Origin of the sequence: Marinobacter sp. bablab_jr008, from assembly GCF_016464145.1 — a bacterium.
Taxonomy (GTDB): Bacteria; Pseudomonadota; Gammaproteobacteria; order Pseudomonadales; family Oleiphilaceae; genus Marinobacter; species Marinobacter nauticus.
The window spans coordinates 111,515-128,779 of sequence record NZ_JACDWW010000085.1 but is presented as its reverse complement, the minus strand read 5'-3'; the positions used below and the strand labels follow the sequence as shown (position 1 = coordinate 128,779).

Sequence of the window (17,265 nt, the reverse complement as noted above, 5' to 3'; positions counted from 1 at the left end):
CATGTTTGCATTGATCAATCTGTCTTACCTTGCAGCTGCTGTCTGCTTCATTCTCGGCATCAAGGGCATGACCCGCCCAAAAACAGCGGTACGTGGCAACCAGCTGGCCGCCATCGGGATGCTGATTGCGGTCGTCGCCGCCCTGTTGCACCAGGAAATCATCAGCTACGCGGCCATCATCGCTGGTATGCTGCTGGGCGGCTCGATCGGCGTCTGGCTCGCAAAACGGACCGCAACCACGGAAATGCCGGAACTGGTGGCGAGCCTGAACGGTATCGGCGGGGGCGCCTCCGTTGCGGTGGCCGCCAGTACCTGGATGCATGCGGTTAACGCCACCGGTGCCGGAAGTAGTGGCTGGACCGCCGCTATTCTGGCCTCCATCGTCATCGGCTCAGTGACCCTGACCGGGTCGGTCGTAGCCGTTCTGAAACTCAAGGGGAATATTGGCGACAGCCGGAACAATCGCCTGTGGCACAGTGTCACGCTGGTTACTCTGATTGCCGCCGTGACCGGAGCGGTGCTGTTTGCCACCAGCGGCAGCACCAGCCCGCTGGCCCTCGCGGCCCTCGTAGGGCTCTGCCTGCTACTTGGCATTGGACTGGTCCAGCCTATCGGTGGTGCCGACATGCCGGTCGTCGTCGCCCTGCTTAACGCCTATTCCGGCCTGGCGGGTGCGGCCACCGGGTTCGTGCTGGGCAACCAGGGGTTGATCATTACCGGTTCCCTGGTGGGTGCCTCCGGCCTGATTCTGACCGCCATCATGTGCAAGGCCATGAACCGGTCCCTGCCCAACGTTCTGTTCGGCGGTGTACTGGGCGGATCAGACAGTACGGCGAGCCAGCAGGATGAAGGGGAGTTCTACGATGGCAAGGTGAAATACGCCACCCCTGACGATCTGGCCCTGTTGCTGGATGGTGCCCGCAAGGTGGTCATGGTGCCCGGATACGGCCTGGCGGTGGCTCAAGCCCAGCATGCGGTGAAAGAACTCGCCAACCAGCTTGAGGGCCGTGGTGCCAAGGTCAGTTACGCGATTCATCCGGTGGCAGGCCGGATGCCAGGGCACATGAACGTGCTGCTGGCCGAAGCTGAAATCCCTTATGACCAGTTGAAAGACATGGACGCCATTAACCCGGAACTGCCGCAGGCGGATGTAGCCATCGTGCTCGGCGCCAACGACGTGGTAAACCCGGCCGCCGCCGAAGACCCGAACTCGCCCATTTTTGGCATGCCGATCCTCGATGTGCACAAGGCGAAAACCGTGGTGGTGGTCAAGCGCAGCCTGTCCGCTGGCTTCGCCGGCATTCCCAACGGTCTGTTCATTCGCGACAACAGCCTGATGGTGAAGGGCGACGCCAAGGAAGTCCTGCAAGCCACCACCAGCGCGATCAAGGAACTCTGATCAGCCGTCCTCAAGGATGAGGACCACCAGCTCCTTGGGGCCATGGGCCCCATAGGCAAGCACCTGCTCGATGTCCGCCGTCTTGGACGGACCAGATACCAGCAACAGGTTCGTGGGCAGACCCGCGGACCAGTTGTGCTTCTGCATCATCCCATACAGGTTGTCTTCCACCTCACTGGCCTTGAGCAACGCGATATGCAACGGCGGCAGAAGACTCATCAGCCGCGGCTCGTGACGATCCGGCCACAGTACCAGTGAACCGGTGGCAGCAATCCCGCCCACCGTGCCCGTCACGCTGGCATCCACCTGCCAGAACAGCTCCTCCTTCCATTCCTCAATCGGACGGTCATAGACCAACAGCTCCGGTCTGGGCTCCGCACGCTGCCAGTGCTCCGCCAGCTGCTTGCCGTGCCCGGTACCCGGGGCATAAAGCACATTCTTCAGGCCGCGGCTCTCCAGCAATTCCTGAACCTTTGAGGGCCATTGCTCGGTGGCCAGCTGGTGGATTTCGGTGTGCACCGCTTCCATCAGAGAGCGCAGACGGGTAATCCGGTCCTCCGGCGCATACTGCCAGGGGCGAGTCACCAGGCCCTCATCGAAATCATCCGGCCGGGGCGTGGTGCCGGCCAGACCGGCACGGAGCTTGTTGAGAATATTGCTGCGGGCACTCATCACCGGTCTCCCTGATTCAAATGAGCTTTGGCCAAATCGTGCAAAGACCGCCGGGCCGGTATCGGCGCCGAGTGATTCTCGGTCCATGGGCCGACGTTTTTCGGTGCCAGTTTGCCAAAACGGGTCGCGCCCCATAGGAACAGGCGGTAAAACACCGGCGACGTATTCAGGCTGGCCCAGAAGCGCCAGATTGCCCGCTCCTTGCGGGAATACTTGGCGCCGCCATCTTTAACTTTCGGCTGTTCGGCGGGGCTTTTCACGTTTTCCTGACGCAAGCGCTGCAGCATTTCCGGGATCGGAATCTTCACCGGACACACTTCGCCACAGGCGCCACACAATGAGGACGCGCTGGGATGATCCGGTACCTTGTGCAGGCCAACCATATGCGGCGTAATAATCTTGCCGATCGGCCCCGGATACACTTCACCATAGGTGTGGCCACCCACACGGGTATAGACCGGGCAGTGGTTCATGCACGCACCGCAGCGGATACAGTTCAACGTCTGGCGCAGTTGGGCATCGGCGAAAGCGCCGCTGCGGCCATTGTCCAGCAGCACCAGATGCACTTCTTCCGGACCATCCAGCTCATCCGCCTTGCGCGGGCCGGAAATCATGTTCACGTAAGTGGTGATCGGCTGGCCCAATGCGGAGCGGGTGAGCAGCGACAACAGAGGCACCACGTCCCTCAGGTTCTCCACCACTTTTTCGATACCGGTAACAGCAATGTGCACCGGTGGCGCCGTGGTGCTCATGCGGCCATTGCCTTCGTTTTCCACCAGCAGCAAGGTACCGGTTTCGGCAATGGCGAAGTTCACGCCGGAGACCCCGACATCCGCTTCAAGGAATTTCTGGCGCAGGGTGCGGCGACCAATCTGGATCAGTTCGTTCACATCCTCGGTCTCATCCACGCCCAGTTTGTCGTGGAACAGTCTGGAGACCTGAAAGCGGTTCTTGTGAATCGCGGGCATGATGATGTGGGAGGGCTTTTCACCATCCAATTGGACGATATACTCGCCCATGTCCGACTCCAGGCACTCGATGTGGCGTTCGGCCAGGTAGTCGTTCATTTCCATTTCTTCGCTGACCATGGATTTGCCCTTCACCACCTGAGAGCCCTGCTTCGCCTCAATGATGGAGTGGACAATCCGGTTGGCCTCTTCGGTAGTCTCCGCCCAGTGGACCTTGACACCGTTGGCGGTCAGCCTGGTTTCCAGTTGTTCAAGCAAATCCGGCAACCGGGACAGCGCCCGAGCCTTGATGTGGTTGCCGAGTTCCCGCAGTCCTTCACGCTCTTCCTCGTCCGGAAAAGCATCGGCGCGCTTCTGCATCAGCGAATCCATGGCGACGCGGAAGTTGGTGCGCAGCTGGTCGTCGGCCAGGGCGCCCACCGCGCGGCCACGGAAGCTGTCGGTGAGTTCTTTGACCGGTATACGCTGGCTCATGGTTTCACCTCTCCGCTCACCCGCTCCCACAGAAAACTGGCCAGATGCCGGCCCCGGAAAGCTTGTTGCTGTTTTTCCAGGGAGCCGTTGATGTTGAGCAGGCAGCCACCATCGGCGGTCACCATTTCCACCGCCCCGGATTCCCGCAGCGAGCGGGTTTTATCCAGCACCATGGCGCCGGAAACTTCCGGCATGCGCACCGAGAAGGTGCCGCCAAAGCCGCAACATTCACTTTCGTGGTCGTGATCCAGCCGCTCGACGTTCGCCAGCTTGCCCAGCAACTCCCGGGCGTGCAGGTGGGTGTTCATTTCCCGACGGGCGGAACAGGACGTGTGCAGGGCAATCTGCGTGGGCTGGCCGAGATCCTGCCAGTCCACCTTGCATACGTGCAGCAGAAACTCGGTCAGTTCAAAAGTACGCTCGGCCAGGTTATCCACACGTTTCAGGGTATCGGGTTCTTCCGCAAACACTTCCCGGTAATGCTGCCGGAACATGCCGGCACATGAGCCGGAGGGCACCACCACCGGCAAGCCGTTGTCGAGCAGGTTGAGCTGTGCCCGTGCCACCTCCCGGGCCTCGTTCACGTAGCCGGAGGTCCAGGCCGACTGGCCGCAGCAGGATTGTTCCTGTGGAAAGTGCACGCGAATACCCTCCCGTTCCAGCAGGCGGATAGCATCCAGCCCGGCCTCGGGAAAGAACAAATCCACCACGCAGGTGCCGAACAAAATGACCTCGGCCGGCTTGGCCGGATACGTTCGTGGCCTGGAGCGCTCTGGAGCCACGCGGGTAGCATTGGGGGCGGCGTCGTAAAACAGCTCACTCATCAGTCATTGCCTCCGGGCGGTCCGGCCAGCAGCCGGCCACCCGTTGTGGTTATCCCAGTGTTATCAGTTCAGCAGCGGGTCCGTCAGCCCCAGGCCGTAGGCGGCCAGAAGCGCAATCGAACCGGTCATCACCAGGTAGTATAGGGTCGGCCAAACCGTCTTGCGCAGTGTCTGGCCTTCCCGGCCCAGCAACCCGACCGTTGCAGACGCCGCCACCACATTATGGATGGCCACCATATTGCCTGCCGCAGCACCCACGGCCTGCACGGCTACCATCAGGGCGGTGGACAGACCAAGGCTCTCGGCAACGCCAAACTGGAACTGGCTGAACATCATGTTGGAGACGGTATTGGAGCCGGCCAGGAACGCACCGAGTGCACCCACGGAGGGGGCCAGCAGCGGGTATATGCCGCCTACGGCATCGGCAGCCCAGGTGGCCATGGCCAGCGGCATGCTGGGCAGATCCGACAGGTTCACGCCGGAGTTGATCAGTATCCGCACCATGGGCACGGTGAACAGCAGCACGAAACCGGCACTCAGCAGCACGCCACCGGATTCTTTCACCGCCGAATTCAGCGCTTTCAGGTTCATCCGGTGGATGAAGAAGGTCGCCAGCACCACCATTACCAGAATACCGCCCGGAAGATACAGTGGCTGGATACCGGCGTTGATGCCGGCCTCGCCCAGGATATTGGAAAACGACACGCCAACGCTGGTGAAGGCTTGTTTGATCGGCTCAACGGTGCGGCTCAGAACCAGTACCACGCCAACCAACACGTAGGGCACCCAGGCCCGGAAACCACTCATCGGCTTGGCAGCGATGTCTTCCAGCTTCATCTCGATACTGCCCAACCACTCACTGGGCCAGTCTTTGCTGTCGGCAAAATCCCAGGTGCGTTTCGGAATCAGGAAGCCTTTTTTGGCGGCGGTGGTCACAATCGCCAGGCCAATCAGGCCGCCCAGCAGAGACGGGAATTCCGGCCCCAGGATCACCCCGGTCAGGGCGTAGGGCACGACAAACGCGATGCCGGCAAACAACGCAAACGGCAGAACCTCCAGCCCCTCTTTCCAGCTTTTGTTCTTGCCGAAGAAGCGGGTCATCATCGTCACCATCAGTACCGGCATAACAACACCGACAATGGCGTGGGTGATGGCCACTTCCGAGGTGATCAGCTGCAGGTAGGTATCCCAGTTGGAGCCCAGGGCTTCCAGTCGCTCGGTAATGCTGGCCCGATCCAGCCCCGTTGTCACCCCCACCACAATCGGGGTGCCCACGGCACCAAAGGATACCGGCGTGCTCTGCACCATCATGCCCAGCATGACCGCGGCCATGGCAGGAAAGCCCACCGCAACCAGCAAGGGCGCGGCGATGGCCGCCGGTGTACCGAAGCCAGACGCACCTTCAATAAAGCTGCCGAACAGCCAGACAATGATGATGGCCTGAATACGGCGATCCGGGGTGATGTTGGTAAAGCCAGCCCGAATCGTGGTGATGGCACCGGAATGTTTCAGGGTGTTCAGCAGCAATATCGCGCCGAAGATTATCCACAGCAGGCCAATCGTAATCACCAGCCCTTGCAGGGTGGAGGCGAGGATACGGTTCAGGGTCATATCCCAGGCGCCGTAGCCGATCAGCGCGGTGACCAGAAATACCACGGGCATGGCATGGCGGGCGGGCCAACGCATGCCAATCAGCAGCACTCCAGCCAGGAGAATGGGCGTAAACGCCAATAGGGCGAGCAATCCGGACGACATCATGTTCTCCAGGGTCTTGTTGTTGGATTCTGTTTTTGGATAATTGGTATTACCAATTTACAAACCTGTGCCGAGTACGTTATTTGAGCAGGCCTTGTGGTGTCAAAACCGCCCACTCATACATTAGTCGTATTGCCTTGAAGTTTTGTTGTAAAAACAAGCGTAGACGCAGGTAAGATTTATTGGTATGACCAATTTTTAGACACACAAGTGAGGCATCATGCCCATCAATCAGATTGCTCCCAAGCGGCTGGCCGACACCATTGTCGAGCAGCTGGAGACCATGATTCTGGAAGGAACCCTGGAGCCGGGGCAGCGCCTGCCGCCGGAACGGGTACTGGCGGAGCAATTCGGCGTATCCCGCCCGTCACTCAGAGAAGCCGTGCAGCGCCTGGCGGCCAAAGGCCTGCTGAAAAGCCGCCAGGGCGGCGGCAATTATGTGGCGGAGAATCTGGGAAGCAGCTTCAGCGACCCACTCATCCCGCTACTGGAAAAGCACCCGGAAGCACACCGGGATTTGCTCGAGTTCCGTCGCACACTGGAGGGCGACTGTGCCTTCTACGCGGCCCTGCGCGCCACGGAAGTGGATCTGGCACGGCTGGGCAAAGCCTGGGAAGAGCTCCACGCCTGCTACCAGAATTCCACTGCCCACAATCTGGAAGAAGAAGGGGCTGCCGATGCCCGCTTCCACATGGCTATTGCTGAAGCCAGTCACAACGTGGTGCTGCTGCACACCATGCGCAACCTGTTCAGCATGCTCAAGAACAACATTGTCACCAACATCGGTGGCATGTACTCCCGCGAGGTTCAGACCCGCCAGGGCCTGATGGACCAGCACCAGAAGCTGTATAACGCCATCGTTGAAGGCCGGGAAGAAGACGCCAGGGCCATCGCCGGGGAACACATACAGTTTGTGCAGCAAACCATATCGGAACGCAGCGAAACCGCGCGACGGAGTGAACGGGCGTTGAGAAGGGAAGGGAGCGGCGAACACCGGGCTCCATAAAAAAGCCGGGGCAAGCCCCGGCATAAGCAATCACACGATGCATCAACACAATGCATGTCGTCCTGATGAGCCTTCACACTAACCGGAAGAGATGACGCTTGTGTGACAGGGCACGCTAATCCGGCAACTTCTCCCAGATTGTGAGCTCCGAAAAACTGTGCTGGAACTTGTTGCGGGTCTCCCGGATCACGAAGGGCAGGCTCCGGGGCTCTGCCAGCAAGCGGAAACGGGGGGATAACGCCGCCTTGAGCCCATCCAGGGTGGTGAATGGCTCACCGTCTTTCAGGAAACCACCGAGCCAGTCCTGCCTGGGCGTGTACTCCTCCAGCCAGGTATAGGGTGAAGCAATCACCAGCAGCCCCAGCGCATTGATACGCTCATGGATCTGTTCCAGAAACAGGCATGGGTTGTAGAGACGGTCAATCAGGTTGCCGGCCAGCACCAGATCGTAGTCCCGGTAATCAGCGCCGAGATTGCAGGCATCGCCCTGATGGAACGCCACGCGGCGGGCAGCCTCAGTCAGACCCAGGGCTGCCAGTGACCGCTCCTGGTAGCTGACCAGCTCGCCCTCTTCGGGCCGCGCATACCGCGCAACCCCCTCCCGCACCACCTCACGGCATTTGCCGATAAAGGTTTCCGAATAATCGACCCCATCGACATGGTCAAACTGGCGGGCCAGCTCCAGCGAGGTACGTCCTACCGCACAACCGATATCCAACGCCCGGCAGGTGGCGCGGCCATCCAGCGCTCCAAGCGCGGCATCGGCCAGTTCTTTCGCGAAGTTGGCTTCACCATGCCAGCTTTCACCGAAGTGAAACTCCAGATACTGGGCCAGGGTGGTGTTGCTTTCGTAGTAGCCGGACGGCTCATTCATGATTGTCTCCTGGCGCCGACAGGCCTTTCCCTTGTTCCGTCGACCTTGGGTAAAACGGTTGTACCAACGGCGCAAGCCCTTTGGCATCATCTATGAACAGTTGCAGGTGCGGGAAAGGTATTTCAATGTCCGCTTCGTCCAGGGCCTCTTTAATCTTCTCAAGCACATCAGCCATAATTCTGGGCTGAACCTCCAGATTGTCCGGTGTAATCCAGATCTTGACCTCCAGATCGACTGAAGAGTTGCCCAGGGTCTTGACCACCACTCGCGGCTCCATACCCGACCCCTGCAAGACTTCAGAGTGCGCCAGCAGAACCGGCATTATCACGTCCCGCGCTGCCCTGGCAGACTCCTTGTAGGCAATGCCAACTGGAATGTTCAGGCGCGTCGCCCCTTCGGCGCTGTAATTGATGATCTCCGAGGACGCCACGTTATCGTTCGGGATCATGGTAAAGATATTGTCCCGGGTACGCAGCCAGGTGGTCCGCAGGGCGATCTTCACCACCTTACCATCCTGGCCGTTGATGGTGACCCAATCGCCAATCCGGAAGGGGCGCTCAATCAGCAACGTAATACCCGCAATAAAGTTCGACAGCGTGGACTGGGCCGCAAACCCGACGGCAATCCCCACGATCCCCAGACCCGCGACGATGGAGACCACATCGAAACCGAACTGGGACAGCACCGTAACGGCCGCGAAGGTAACGGTGAGCACCGAGAACAGATTCTCGACCAATTGGCGGATAGAGGGTTCCAGACGGTAGCGATTCATCGTCTCCCGCAGCAGACGACCAATCGCCAGCCAGCCCACAAAAAAGCCCAACGCCATCAGGCCCGCCCTGGCCATGCCCTTCAACAGCTCCGGCGAGGCCTCGAATTGCGCCATAATCACCAGCAATCCGCCCAGCCCGAACAGATAACGGATGCCAGTGCGCAACTGACCAAACCAGGGCTTCGAGCTGCGTCGGCTGCCGACGACAAGGCGTACCAGGCTGATCAGAATGGCATAGACCAGCAACAGAATGCCGAGGTAGATCACCGAAATCAGCAGTTGACTGAGAACATGCCCGGCCAGGGCCACCCAATCGGTCTGTCCGCCCGCGAGAGCGTCCAGGGTAGCCGAGAGATTCTGTGCTATCTGGCTTCGTACGGATTCAAACAGGGCTTCTGCCATAGGGCATCCTTTTCCAAACACTGCATACTACACCCGGAGCGGTGAACAACCTTTGCCTTCAGAATAGACTGCTATCCGCAAACCGGCCGGGGATTACAGAACCGATTCCAGGGCCTGAATCAACCGGGCATCTTCGGGACGCACCTGGCTCGGGAAACGGGCTGCCACCTTACCCTCACGATCGATCACATACTTGGTGAAGTTCCAGCTTGGCGGCTGGCTCTGGCGATTGATTTCCTGAAACACCGGATTGGCCTGCTCACCGGTCACTGCGCTCGGCGCGATCATGGTAAAACTCACACCAAAGTTCACAAAACAGACCTTCGCGGCTTCTTCTTCGGAATCCGCCTCTTGCCGGAAGTCATCACTGGCAAATCCCACGACCGTCAGCCCCCGATCCTTGTACCGCTGGTGCAGGGCCTCCAGGCCTTCAAACTGACCGGTATAACCACAACGGCTGGCTGTGTTCACCACCAGCATCGGCTTGCCAGCAGCCACCTCGCACAGATTCACCGAATCCCGGGAGTGCAGCTTGCGCTGCTCGTGGTCCAGGAAATCCGGGCAATCCCGGGCAACGGCAGGCACCGTCAACCCTAGCAGTAAAAGCACACTCACACACTTCAAGACTGTCCAACGCATCATCGGCCCTCCTGTCGACAGATCCCCTGTATACGCACTGGATTACCAAACTGCTCAGGCGCGTTGTCCACATTGACACAAACCGGCAAAGCATCCTTCACAAAACTCTCATGTCATCGTCACACAGCACGGTCAGATTGTGGTGTCAAAACACACAACATAACCGAAACAAGGACAGTACCATGACGATGAAACCAACGCTGCTGGCAGCCGCCATCGGCGGCCTTCTGGCATCGACAACACAGGCATCGCTGGTCATCAGCGAGTATGTCGAAGGCTCCAGCAACAACAAAGCCATTGAACTGCTCAACACCGGCAATGCGGTGGTGGATCTTGCTCCCTGGGAGCTGCAGGTTTTCTTCAACGGCAGCGCCACCCCCGGGCAAACCTTCAACCTGGAGGGTTCGATTGCTCCGGGCAGCAACTTCGTTTTCGCGCATAGCGCTGCTGACCCGGCCATTCTCGCTGTGGCGGATCAAACCACCGGAGCCGGGCTGTTCAACGGTGATGACGCTGTCCTGCTCCTGAACGGCGGCACGGTTGCCGACAGTATCGGCCAGGTCGGCACAGACCCCGGCAGCTACTGGGGCTCCGGGGATACCCGCACTCAGGATCGCACTCTGCGCCGCCGTGCAGGCACCCTGGCCGATACCGATGCCTACGATGATTACGACCCGGCCACAGTCTTTGACGGCTTTCCCCAGAACAGCTTCGACGATCTCGGCGTCGCCGGCAACGATGACGATAACCCGGACCAGCCACCGACTGCGCCGGATCTGACCTGTGGTGCTCCCGCCACCCGCATTTCGGACATTCAGGGCGAAGGCGATATCAGCCCGGTTGCCGGCCAGCACGTGGTGATCGAAGCCGTAGTTACGGCCGCCTTCAACACCAACGATGGCCTTGGCGGCGTCTTTGTGGAGGAAGAAGCCTCAGACCGCGACGACAACCCTGCAACCTCCGAAGGCCTGTTTGTCTATGCGCCAACTCTGAACGCCGAGCCCGGCCAGCGCCTGCGGCTTGCCGGTGAAGTGACCGAATACGACGGCCTGACCGAATTGACCAACCTGAGCGGTACCGAAAACTGTGGTAATGCGGAGCTTCCACCGGCGGCGCAGATCTCCCTGCCCTGGGCCGATGCCACTGCTCCGGAAGCCTTTGAAGCCATGCGGGTACAATTCAGCGCGCCTCTTGTGGTGAACGACAACTACGACCTGGGCCGTTACGGCAGCCTGACCCTCGGGAGCGGTCGCCACTTTATCCCCACCAGTATCGCTGAGCCCGGAGCGGATGCCGCACTGGTGGCTGATCTGAATGCGCTGGACCGGATTATCCTGGACGACGCCAGTAACCGCCAGAACCCGGCCATCGTGCCCTACCCGACACCGCAACTGAGCGCCAGCCAGACCGTGCGCGCTGGCGACACCGTTCAGGATCTTGCCGGCGTTCTCGACTACCGTTTTTCGGAATGGCGTCTGCAGCCGACCGCGAGCCCGTCCTTCAGCCAGGCAAATGCACGTGTAACCGAGCCCGGCCTTGAGGATCGCGGTAACCTGGTGGTGGCTTCTTTCAACGTGCTGAACTTCTTCAACGGTGACGGCATGGGTGGCGGATTCCCGACGGCGCGGGGCGCAGACAACCCGGAAGAACTGGCCCGCCAGACCGAGAAGCTGGTCAGTGCCCTGGTCGCCCTTGATGCCGACATCATCGGCCTGATGGAAATCGAGAATGACGGCTACGGCCAGACCAGTGCCATTGCCGAACTTGCCGGGGCCCTGGGTTCCGAATGGCAGTGGGTCGATCCCGGCCTGGCACAACTGGGCAATGATGACATTGCCGTTGGCCTGCTGTATCGCGCCGACCGTGTCGAGATCGTTGGCACCGCCGCCACTCTGAGCGCGGCTCCTTTTGATCAGTTGAACCGCCAGCCCCTGGCACAGACCTTTCGGCTGAAGGATTCAGACGATGGCGTCACCATTGCCGTCAACCACTTCAAGTCCAAAGGCTGCGGCAGTGCCGAAGGCAGCAACGCTGACCAGAACGATGGTCAGGGCTGCTGGAATCCAGTACGGACCCAGGCCGCCCAGGCGCTGGCATCCTGGCTGGCAGACGATGCCACCGGAACCGGCGAACCGGATGTGTTAATCATCGGCGATCTCAACGCCTACGCGAAAGAAGACCCCATTCGCGCCCTGGCCAGTGCCGGCTATACCGATTTACTGGCGGCCTACGTTGGCGAGCAGGCGTATTCCTACGTGTTCTATGGCCAGGCAGGCTACCTGGACCACGCTCTGGCCAATACCGCCCTGGCCGGCAAAATTGCCGATACCACCGTCTGGCCGATCAATGCCGATGAGCCCCGAGCCCTGGACTACAACACCGAGTTCAAGACGCCGGAGCAGCAGGCCAGCTTCTACGCACCGGACGCTTACCGGGCCTCTGACCATGACCCTGTGATCGTTGCCCTGAATCTCGATACCAGAACCCCCGCAGACCGCGCCGACCTGAACGGCGATGGCCGCGTTAACGGCCGGGACCTGTCCCGCCTGGTGCTGGCGATGCTGTTCGGCAAAGCCACAGCTCCGGCTTACGACATTGACGGTGACGGGCGCATTAACCATTACGACCTGATCGCCCTGATTCGCGTGCTGACCAGCCGCTAACCCCCACAACGGAGATAGAGTAATGATTCGGCAAGGACTCTGGCTGGCAATCCCGCTGATTGCCCTGACCGGCTGTAACAGTGATAACGACGACGCGCCCGCCACGGAAACCGAGCGCTTTACCGTTAACATCTTGCATATCAACGACCACCACTCCCATCTGGAAGCGGGCTCACAGTCCCTGGATATCGCTGGTGAAGAAACCGAATTCAGCGCCGGCGGCTTCCCCCGGGTGATCGCCAAGATCAACGAACGAACCGCCGAACTGGACAACGTGCTGAAACTGCATGCCGGAGATGCCATGACCGGCACCCTGTACTTCACCTCCTTCGAAGGTGAGGCCGATGCCGAGCTGATGAACCAGGTTTGTTTTGATGCCTTTGCACTGGGCAATCACGAGTTTGATCGTGGTGACGAAGGGCTGGTGAAATTCCTCGACTACCTGGCGGCAGGCAGCTGTAACACGACGGTTCTCGCGGCCAACGTCAAACCGGCCATCGGCACCCCTTTGGCCCCGGTGGCCCAGGACGATTACATCCAGCCGTACACCATCAAGAACATTGATGGCCAGCAGGTGGCCATCATCGGCATCGACATCGCCACCAAAACCCGCAACAGCTCAAGCCCGCTGGCAAGCACTGAGTTTCTGGACGAAACCGAAACCGCCCAGGCCATGATTGATGAGCTGAACGACCAGGGCATCGACAAGATCATCCTGCTGACCCACTACCAGTATGCCAACGATCTGGCACTGGCCGAGCGCCTGTCTGGAGTGGATGTCATTATCGGCGGAGATTCCCACACCCTGCTTGGCAACTTTGACGCCTACGGCCTGAGTGCCTCCGGCCCCTACCCCACCGAAGTGACCAATGCCGACGGCGACAAAGTGTGCGTGGCCCAGGCCTGGCAGTATTCGCGTGTGCTGGGTGAACTGAGCGTGACCTGGGAGAACAATGGCACTGTTTCCTCCTGCTCCGGAACGCCACACCTGCTCCTGGGCAACCCCATCATCCGTGATGACGGCACCGACGATGGCTACCAACCCCAAGGCGAGGAACTGGCCGCCATTCGGGCAGCCATCGAGGCGGACCCGCAACTCAGCCTTGTGACGGACGACCCGACCGGCGCTCAAACCCTGGCCACGTACGCCAACCAGTTGGACAGCTTCCGCAATCAGGTCATCGGTACCGCATCCGAGGACCTGTGCCTGGCCCGAATTCCCGGCCGGCCATACGGCGATGACACCTGCGCCAACGAAGACCCGAACCGTGGGGGGGATATCCCGAACCTGGTGGCTCAGGCCTTCCTGTTCCAGAGCAAGAATGCCGATGTTTCGATCCAGAACGCCGGCGGCGTTCGCACCGACATTCTGGCCGGCGATATCACCATTGGTGATGCCTACAACCTGCTGCCGTTTGCCAATACCCTTACCGATCTGCCCATGACCGGAGCAGAAATCAGACAGGTGCTGAATGAAGCAGTGGATTTCGCCCACGTTGAAGGCGGCTCCACGGGTGCCTACCCCTATGCCGCCGGTCTGCGCTGGACCGTCGACATGACCAGGCCTGCTGGCGAACGCCTTTACGACATCGAAGTTCGGCCCCGGAGTGAAACCACCTGGCGCGCTCTGACCGACGCTGAAACCCTGAACGTCGTCACCAACAGCTTCACCGCGGCTGGCCGTGACGGCTACCTGACCTTCGGAACCGTCAGCGAGGATGGCCGAGCCACGGATACCTTTCTGGACTATGCCCAATCCTTCGTCGATTACGTCAAGGAAGAGGTAACCCTCAGCAAGCCCGTCCAGGGCGAGTACTCCACTCAGATGTACACGCCAGCACCGTAACGAGTGCTTGCAGGAGCATCCGGCACTAACGGATGCTCCTGCCCCTCCTGTCATTACCCTTGAAGAAACCGTCCGCTGGCGTCATTGTGAAACGCTGAACACCGTTGTTTCTTCACAGGTACCGGAACCCCATGTCCAGAACACCCGATTACTCCCTGCTCGAACTGGCCTCCGTGCGCGAGGGCGACTCCGTAGCAACGACACTGGCCAACAGCGTGCGTTACGCCCAGCATGCGGAGGCACTTGGCTTCAAGCGTTTCTGGCTGGCAGAGCACCACAATATGGAAGGGATTTCCAGTTCCGCCACCTCGGTATTGGTGGGGCACATCGCTGGCAAAACCGGGAGTATCCGGGTGGGCTCCGGCGGTGTCATGCTGCCGAACCATCCACCGCTGGTGATTGCCGAGCAATTCGGCACCCTGGAATGTCTCTATCCGGGCCGAATCGATCTCGGCCTTGGCCGCGCGCCGGGCACCGATCCAGTCACCGCCCGGGCACTGCGACGGGATGGTCTGGGCGCCGAGCAATTCCCGGAAGACGTAGCCCGTCTGCAGAACCTGCTGGGACCGCTTCAACCGGGCCAACCGGTGAAGGCCATTCCCGGCGCCGGCACCAATGTCCCCATCTGGCTTCTGGGCTCCAGCCTGTACAGCGCTCAGCTGGCGGCAATGCGGGGCCTCCCTTATGCCTTCGCCGGCCACTTCGCACCGCGGCTCTACCGGGAAGCCCTGAAGGTCTATCGCGAGAACTTCGAGCCCTCAGAACAGCTGCGACAGCCCTATGCCATGCTGGCCATTCCCGCTATCCCGGCGGCCTCAAAGGACGAAGCGCGCCATCTGGCCACCACCAGCTACCAGCGCATTCTGGCCCTGTTCCGCGGGCAGCCCCTGTGGATGCGACCGCCGGTCGAATCCATGGACGGGCTCTGGAATCCGGCCGAAGAGGCCGGCGTGCGGGACTTCCTGAAACTGCAGATCATGGGCAACAGTGAAGACCTGCGCCAGCAACTCGACGACCTGCTGGCCGACATTCAGGTGGACGAACTGATGTTCACCATTGATATCCACGACCCGGACAAACGCCGGCAGGCCCTGGATATCCTGGCCGAAACCCGTTCCCCGCAAACTGACTCCGACGCAACCATCAACTAGGCAGAACCTGATCATGGCTCAACCGGCATTCCATGTGTTTCTCTCCCACGGTCTGGAAAGTGGCCCCGGCAGTACCAAGATCCAGGCCCTGAAAACGGTGGCGGAAACGTTTTCAGGCGTTTATGCCGAGGCGGTGGATCATCGCAGCACTAAAGACCCTGCCGAACGCCTCGCGCAGATGCGACACGCCATGGCAGCTGTCGGTGCAAAGCCCGAACAGACCATCCTGGCAGGCTCCAGCATGGGCGGCTGGGTCTGCGCCCGGACCAGCGAACAGACGCCGGTCAGGGGCTGTTTTATGCTGGCACCAGCACTGGCGCTACCGGATTATCCGGAGTCCAACCCGGTGATCGGCGCCCGCCACGCTCGCATTATCCACGGCTGGAACGACGATGTGGTACCGGTAATGCCGGTTCTGGAGCTGGCCCGGAAGCAGCAGATTGAAGCCCTGGTTCTACCCGACGGACATCGGCTGGAAAACAGTGTCCAGCGGGTGGCAGAGGAGTTCAGAAGGTTCCTGTTCCTGTGTGTTGAAAACCCGAATCCATCCTGAATTCATGCACTTGCAATTTGACTTAATCGGCTATTGGCGCGCAGGTTATTTCCCCCGTTTCCTTGCGAAAACCGCTTTGATTTGCCAGTCTTTAATAATGTAACAATGGATTAACGTAAAATAACGAGCGGAGACAACCCGATGAGCAGCACAAGTAAATTCAGGAAACTGGCTGGTATTTCAGCGCTGGCATTTGCCGGCCTGACCGCGGCAAATGCCGTGAATGCCGCCAACTGGCGCTACGCCCATGAAGAATACGAAGGCGACGTTCAGGACGTATTCGCATATAAGTTCAAGGAATACATTGAAGAGAATTCCGACCACACCCTGCAGATTTACCGTTTCGGTGAGCTGGGTGAGTCTGACGACATCATGGAACAGACCCAGGCCGGTATCCTTAACTTTGTAAACCAGTCTCCTGGCTTTACCGGCTCCCTGATCCCGGAAGCGCAGATCTTCTTTATTCCTTACCTGATGCCTACCGACATGGACCAGGTGATCAAGTTCTTCCGTGAATCCGAGGCCATCAACGAAGACTTCCCGGAGTTGTATTCCGAGAAAGGCCTGGAGCTGCTGAAGATGTACCCGGAAGGGGAAATGGTGGTGACTGTGGATGAGCCGGTTACCTCACCAGAAGAGTTCAACAACAAGAAGATCCGGGTAATGACCAACCCGCTTCTGTCCGAGACCTACTCTGCGTTTGGTGCCACTCCCACGCCCCTGCCCTGGGGTGAAGTATACGGTGCGTTGCAGACCAACATGATCCAGGGTCAGGAGAACCCGATTTTCTGGATTGAGTCAGGTGGTCTGTATGAGGTTTCCCCGAACCTGGTATTCACCGGCCACGGCTGGTTCACCACCGCCATGATGGCGAACCAGAACTTCTACGAAGGCCTGTCTGATGAGGACAAGAAGCTGGTTCAGGATGCCGCTGATTACGCCTTCGAGGAAATCATCGTGCACATTGATGGTCTGGCGGACGAGGCCCTGGAAAAGATCCAGTCCAACAGCGACGAAGTTACCGTTACCCGTCTGACTGACGAACAGATCGAAGCCTTCAAGGCCCGCGCGCCACAGGTGGAAGAGAAGTTCATCGAAATGACCGGTGAGCGTGGTAAAGAGCTGCTGGAGCAGTTCAAGGAAGATCTGAAAGAAGTTCAGAACGACTGAACCTCGCCAAACGGTTGCCCCCGCTCCGGCGGGTGGCAACCCAGCTTTAACCCCGCCCCGCCGGGGATTCTTCCCGCCGGGAGCGACATGTTCTGGA

Annotated in this window: 14 protein-coding genes; 7 read left to right on the top strand and 7 right to left on the bottom strand. The window is 59.8% G+C overall.

What is annotated here, in order from left to right; genetic code table 11:
* Position 1: 1 nt before the first annotated feature.
* Complete coding sequence (locus JIF53_RS17555) at positions 2–1,399, top strand: NAD(P)(+) transhydrogenase (Re/Si-specific) subunit beta (RefSeq protein ID WP_153739847.1); 1,398 nt, start codon at positions 2–4, stop codon at positions 1,397–1,399.
* Here JIF53_RS17555 and JIF53_RS17550 read toward each other — a convergent pair whose 3' ends face one another.
* The 4 genes from JIF53_RS17550 to JIF53_RS17535 all read right to left on the bottom strand — a co-directional run bounded on the left by JIF53_RS17550 (position 1,400) and on the right by JIF53_RS17535 (position 6,092).
* Positions 1,400–2,071, bottom strand: a complete 672-nt coding sequence (locus JIF53_RS17550; RefSeq protein WP_199453681.1) for a LutC/YkgG family protein — start codon at positions 2,069–2,071, stop codon at positions 1,400–1,402. It abuts the gene before it with no gap.
* Positions 2,071–3,513, bottom strand: a complete 1,443-nt coding sequence (locus JIF53_RS17545; RefSeq protein WP_199453679.1) for a LutB/LldF family L-lactate oxidation iron-sulfur protein — start codon at positions 3,511–3,513, stop codon at positions 2,071–2,073. Before JIF53_RS17545 ends, JIF53_RS17550 begins: the two co-directional genes overlap by 1 nt.
* Entirely contained in the window at positions 3,510–4,337 is an 828-nt protein-coding gene (locus tag JIF53_RS17540; RefSeq protein WP_199453672.1) for a (Fe-S)-binding protein, read from the bottom strand. The genes JIF53_RS17545 and JIF53_RS17540 overlap by 4 nt, the downstream gene beginning before the upstream one ends.
* A gap of 63 nt (positions 4,338–4,400) precedes the next feature.
* A complete protein-coding gene (locus JIF53_RS17535; protein WP_199453738.1) occupies positions 4,401–6,092 on the bottom strand; it encodes an L-lactate permease in 1,692 nt (563 codons plus the stop codon).
* Between the two features lie 220 nt (positions 6,093–6,312).
* Between JIF53_RS17535 and JIF53_RS17530 the strand changes: the two genes are divergently transcribed.
* The gene (locus JIF53_RS17530; protein WP_199453670.1) at positions 6,313–7,098 is read left to right on the top strand and encodes an FCD domain-containing protein; all 786 of its coding nucleotides are present in this window, start codon (positions 6,313–6,315) and stop codon (positions 7,096–7,098) included.
* 115 nt (positions 7,099–7,213) lie between these two features.
* Here the strand turns inward: JIF53_RS17530 and JIF53_RS17525 are convergent, their stop codons facing one another.
* The 3 genes from JIF53_RS17525 to JIF53_RS17515 all read right to left on the bottom strand — a co-directional run bounded on the left by JIF53_RS17525 (position 7,214) and on the right by JIF53_RS17515 (position 9,788).
* Positions 7,214–7,972: a putative 4-mercaptohistidine N1-methyltransferase gene (locus tag JIF53_RS17525; RefSeq protein WP_014420283.1), complete on the bottom strand. Its 759-nt coding sequence runs from the start codon at positions 7,970–7,972 to the stop codon at positions 7,214–7,216.
* Positions 7,965–9,146, bottom strand: a complete 1,182-nt coding sequence (locus tag JIF53_RS17520) for a mechanosensitive ion channel family protein (protein ID WP_199453668.1) — start codon at positions 9,144–9,146, stop codon at positions 7,965–7,967. The genes JIF53_RS17525 and JIF53_RS17520 overlap by 8 nt, the downstream gene beginning before the upstream one ends.
* A 93-nt stretch (positions 9,147–9,239) precedes the next feature.
* Positions 9,240–9,788 carry a glutathione peroxidase gene (locus tag JIF53_RS17515; RefSeq protein ID WP_041654477.1) on the bottom strand — a complete coding sequence of 183 codons (549 nt, stop codon included), beginning with the start codon at positions 9,786–9,788 and terminating at the stop codon, positions 9,240–9,242.
* Positions 9,789–9,973: 185 nt separating this feature from the next.
* On the opposite strand from JIF53_RS17515, the gene JIF53_RS17510 reads away from it, so the two are divergent.
* From JIF53_RS17510 to dctP, 5 genes are all read left to right on the top strand, one after another.
* Positions 9,974–12,448, top strand: coding sequence for an ExeM/NucH family extracellular endonuclease (locus JIF53_RS17510; protein WP_228285617.1), 2,475 nt, complete (start codon positions 9,974–9,976; stop codon positions 12,446–12,448).
* Positions 12,449–12,470: 22 nt separating this feature from the next.
* On the top strand, positions 12,471–14,294 hold the full coding sequence (nadN, locus tag JIF53_RS17505) for an NAD nucleotidase (protein WP_199453664.1): 1,824 nt from the start codon (positions 12,471–12,473) through the stop codon (positions 14,292–14,294).
* 131 nt (positions 14,295–14,425) lie between these two features.
* Positions 14,426–15,445 (top strand): LLM class flavin-dependent oxidoreductase, encoded by a 1,020-nt coding sequence (locus JIF53_RS17500; RefSeq protein ID WP_153739839.1) that lies wholly within the window; start codon positions 14,426–14,428, stop codon positions 15,443–15,445.
* A gap of 13 nt (positions 15,446–15,458) precedes the next feature.
* Positions 15,459–15,998, top strand: coding sequence for a YqiA/YcfP family alpha/beta fold hydrolase (locus JIF53_RS17495; RefSeq protein ID WP_153739838.1), 540 nt, complete (start codon positions 15,459–15,461; stop codon positions 15,996–15,998).
* A gap of 141 nt (positions 15,999–16,139) precedes the next feature.
* Positions 16,140–17,168 carry a TRAP transporter substrate-binding protein DctP gene (gene dctP / locus JIF53_RS17490; protein WP_199453662.1) on the top strand — a complete coding sequence of 343 codons (1,029 nt, stop codon included), beginning with the start codon at positions 16,140–16,142 and terminating at the stop codon, positions 17,166–17,168.
* The last annotated feature ends 97 nt before the right edge of the window (positions 17,169–17,265 follow it).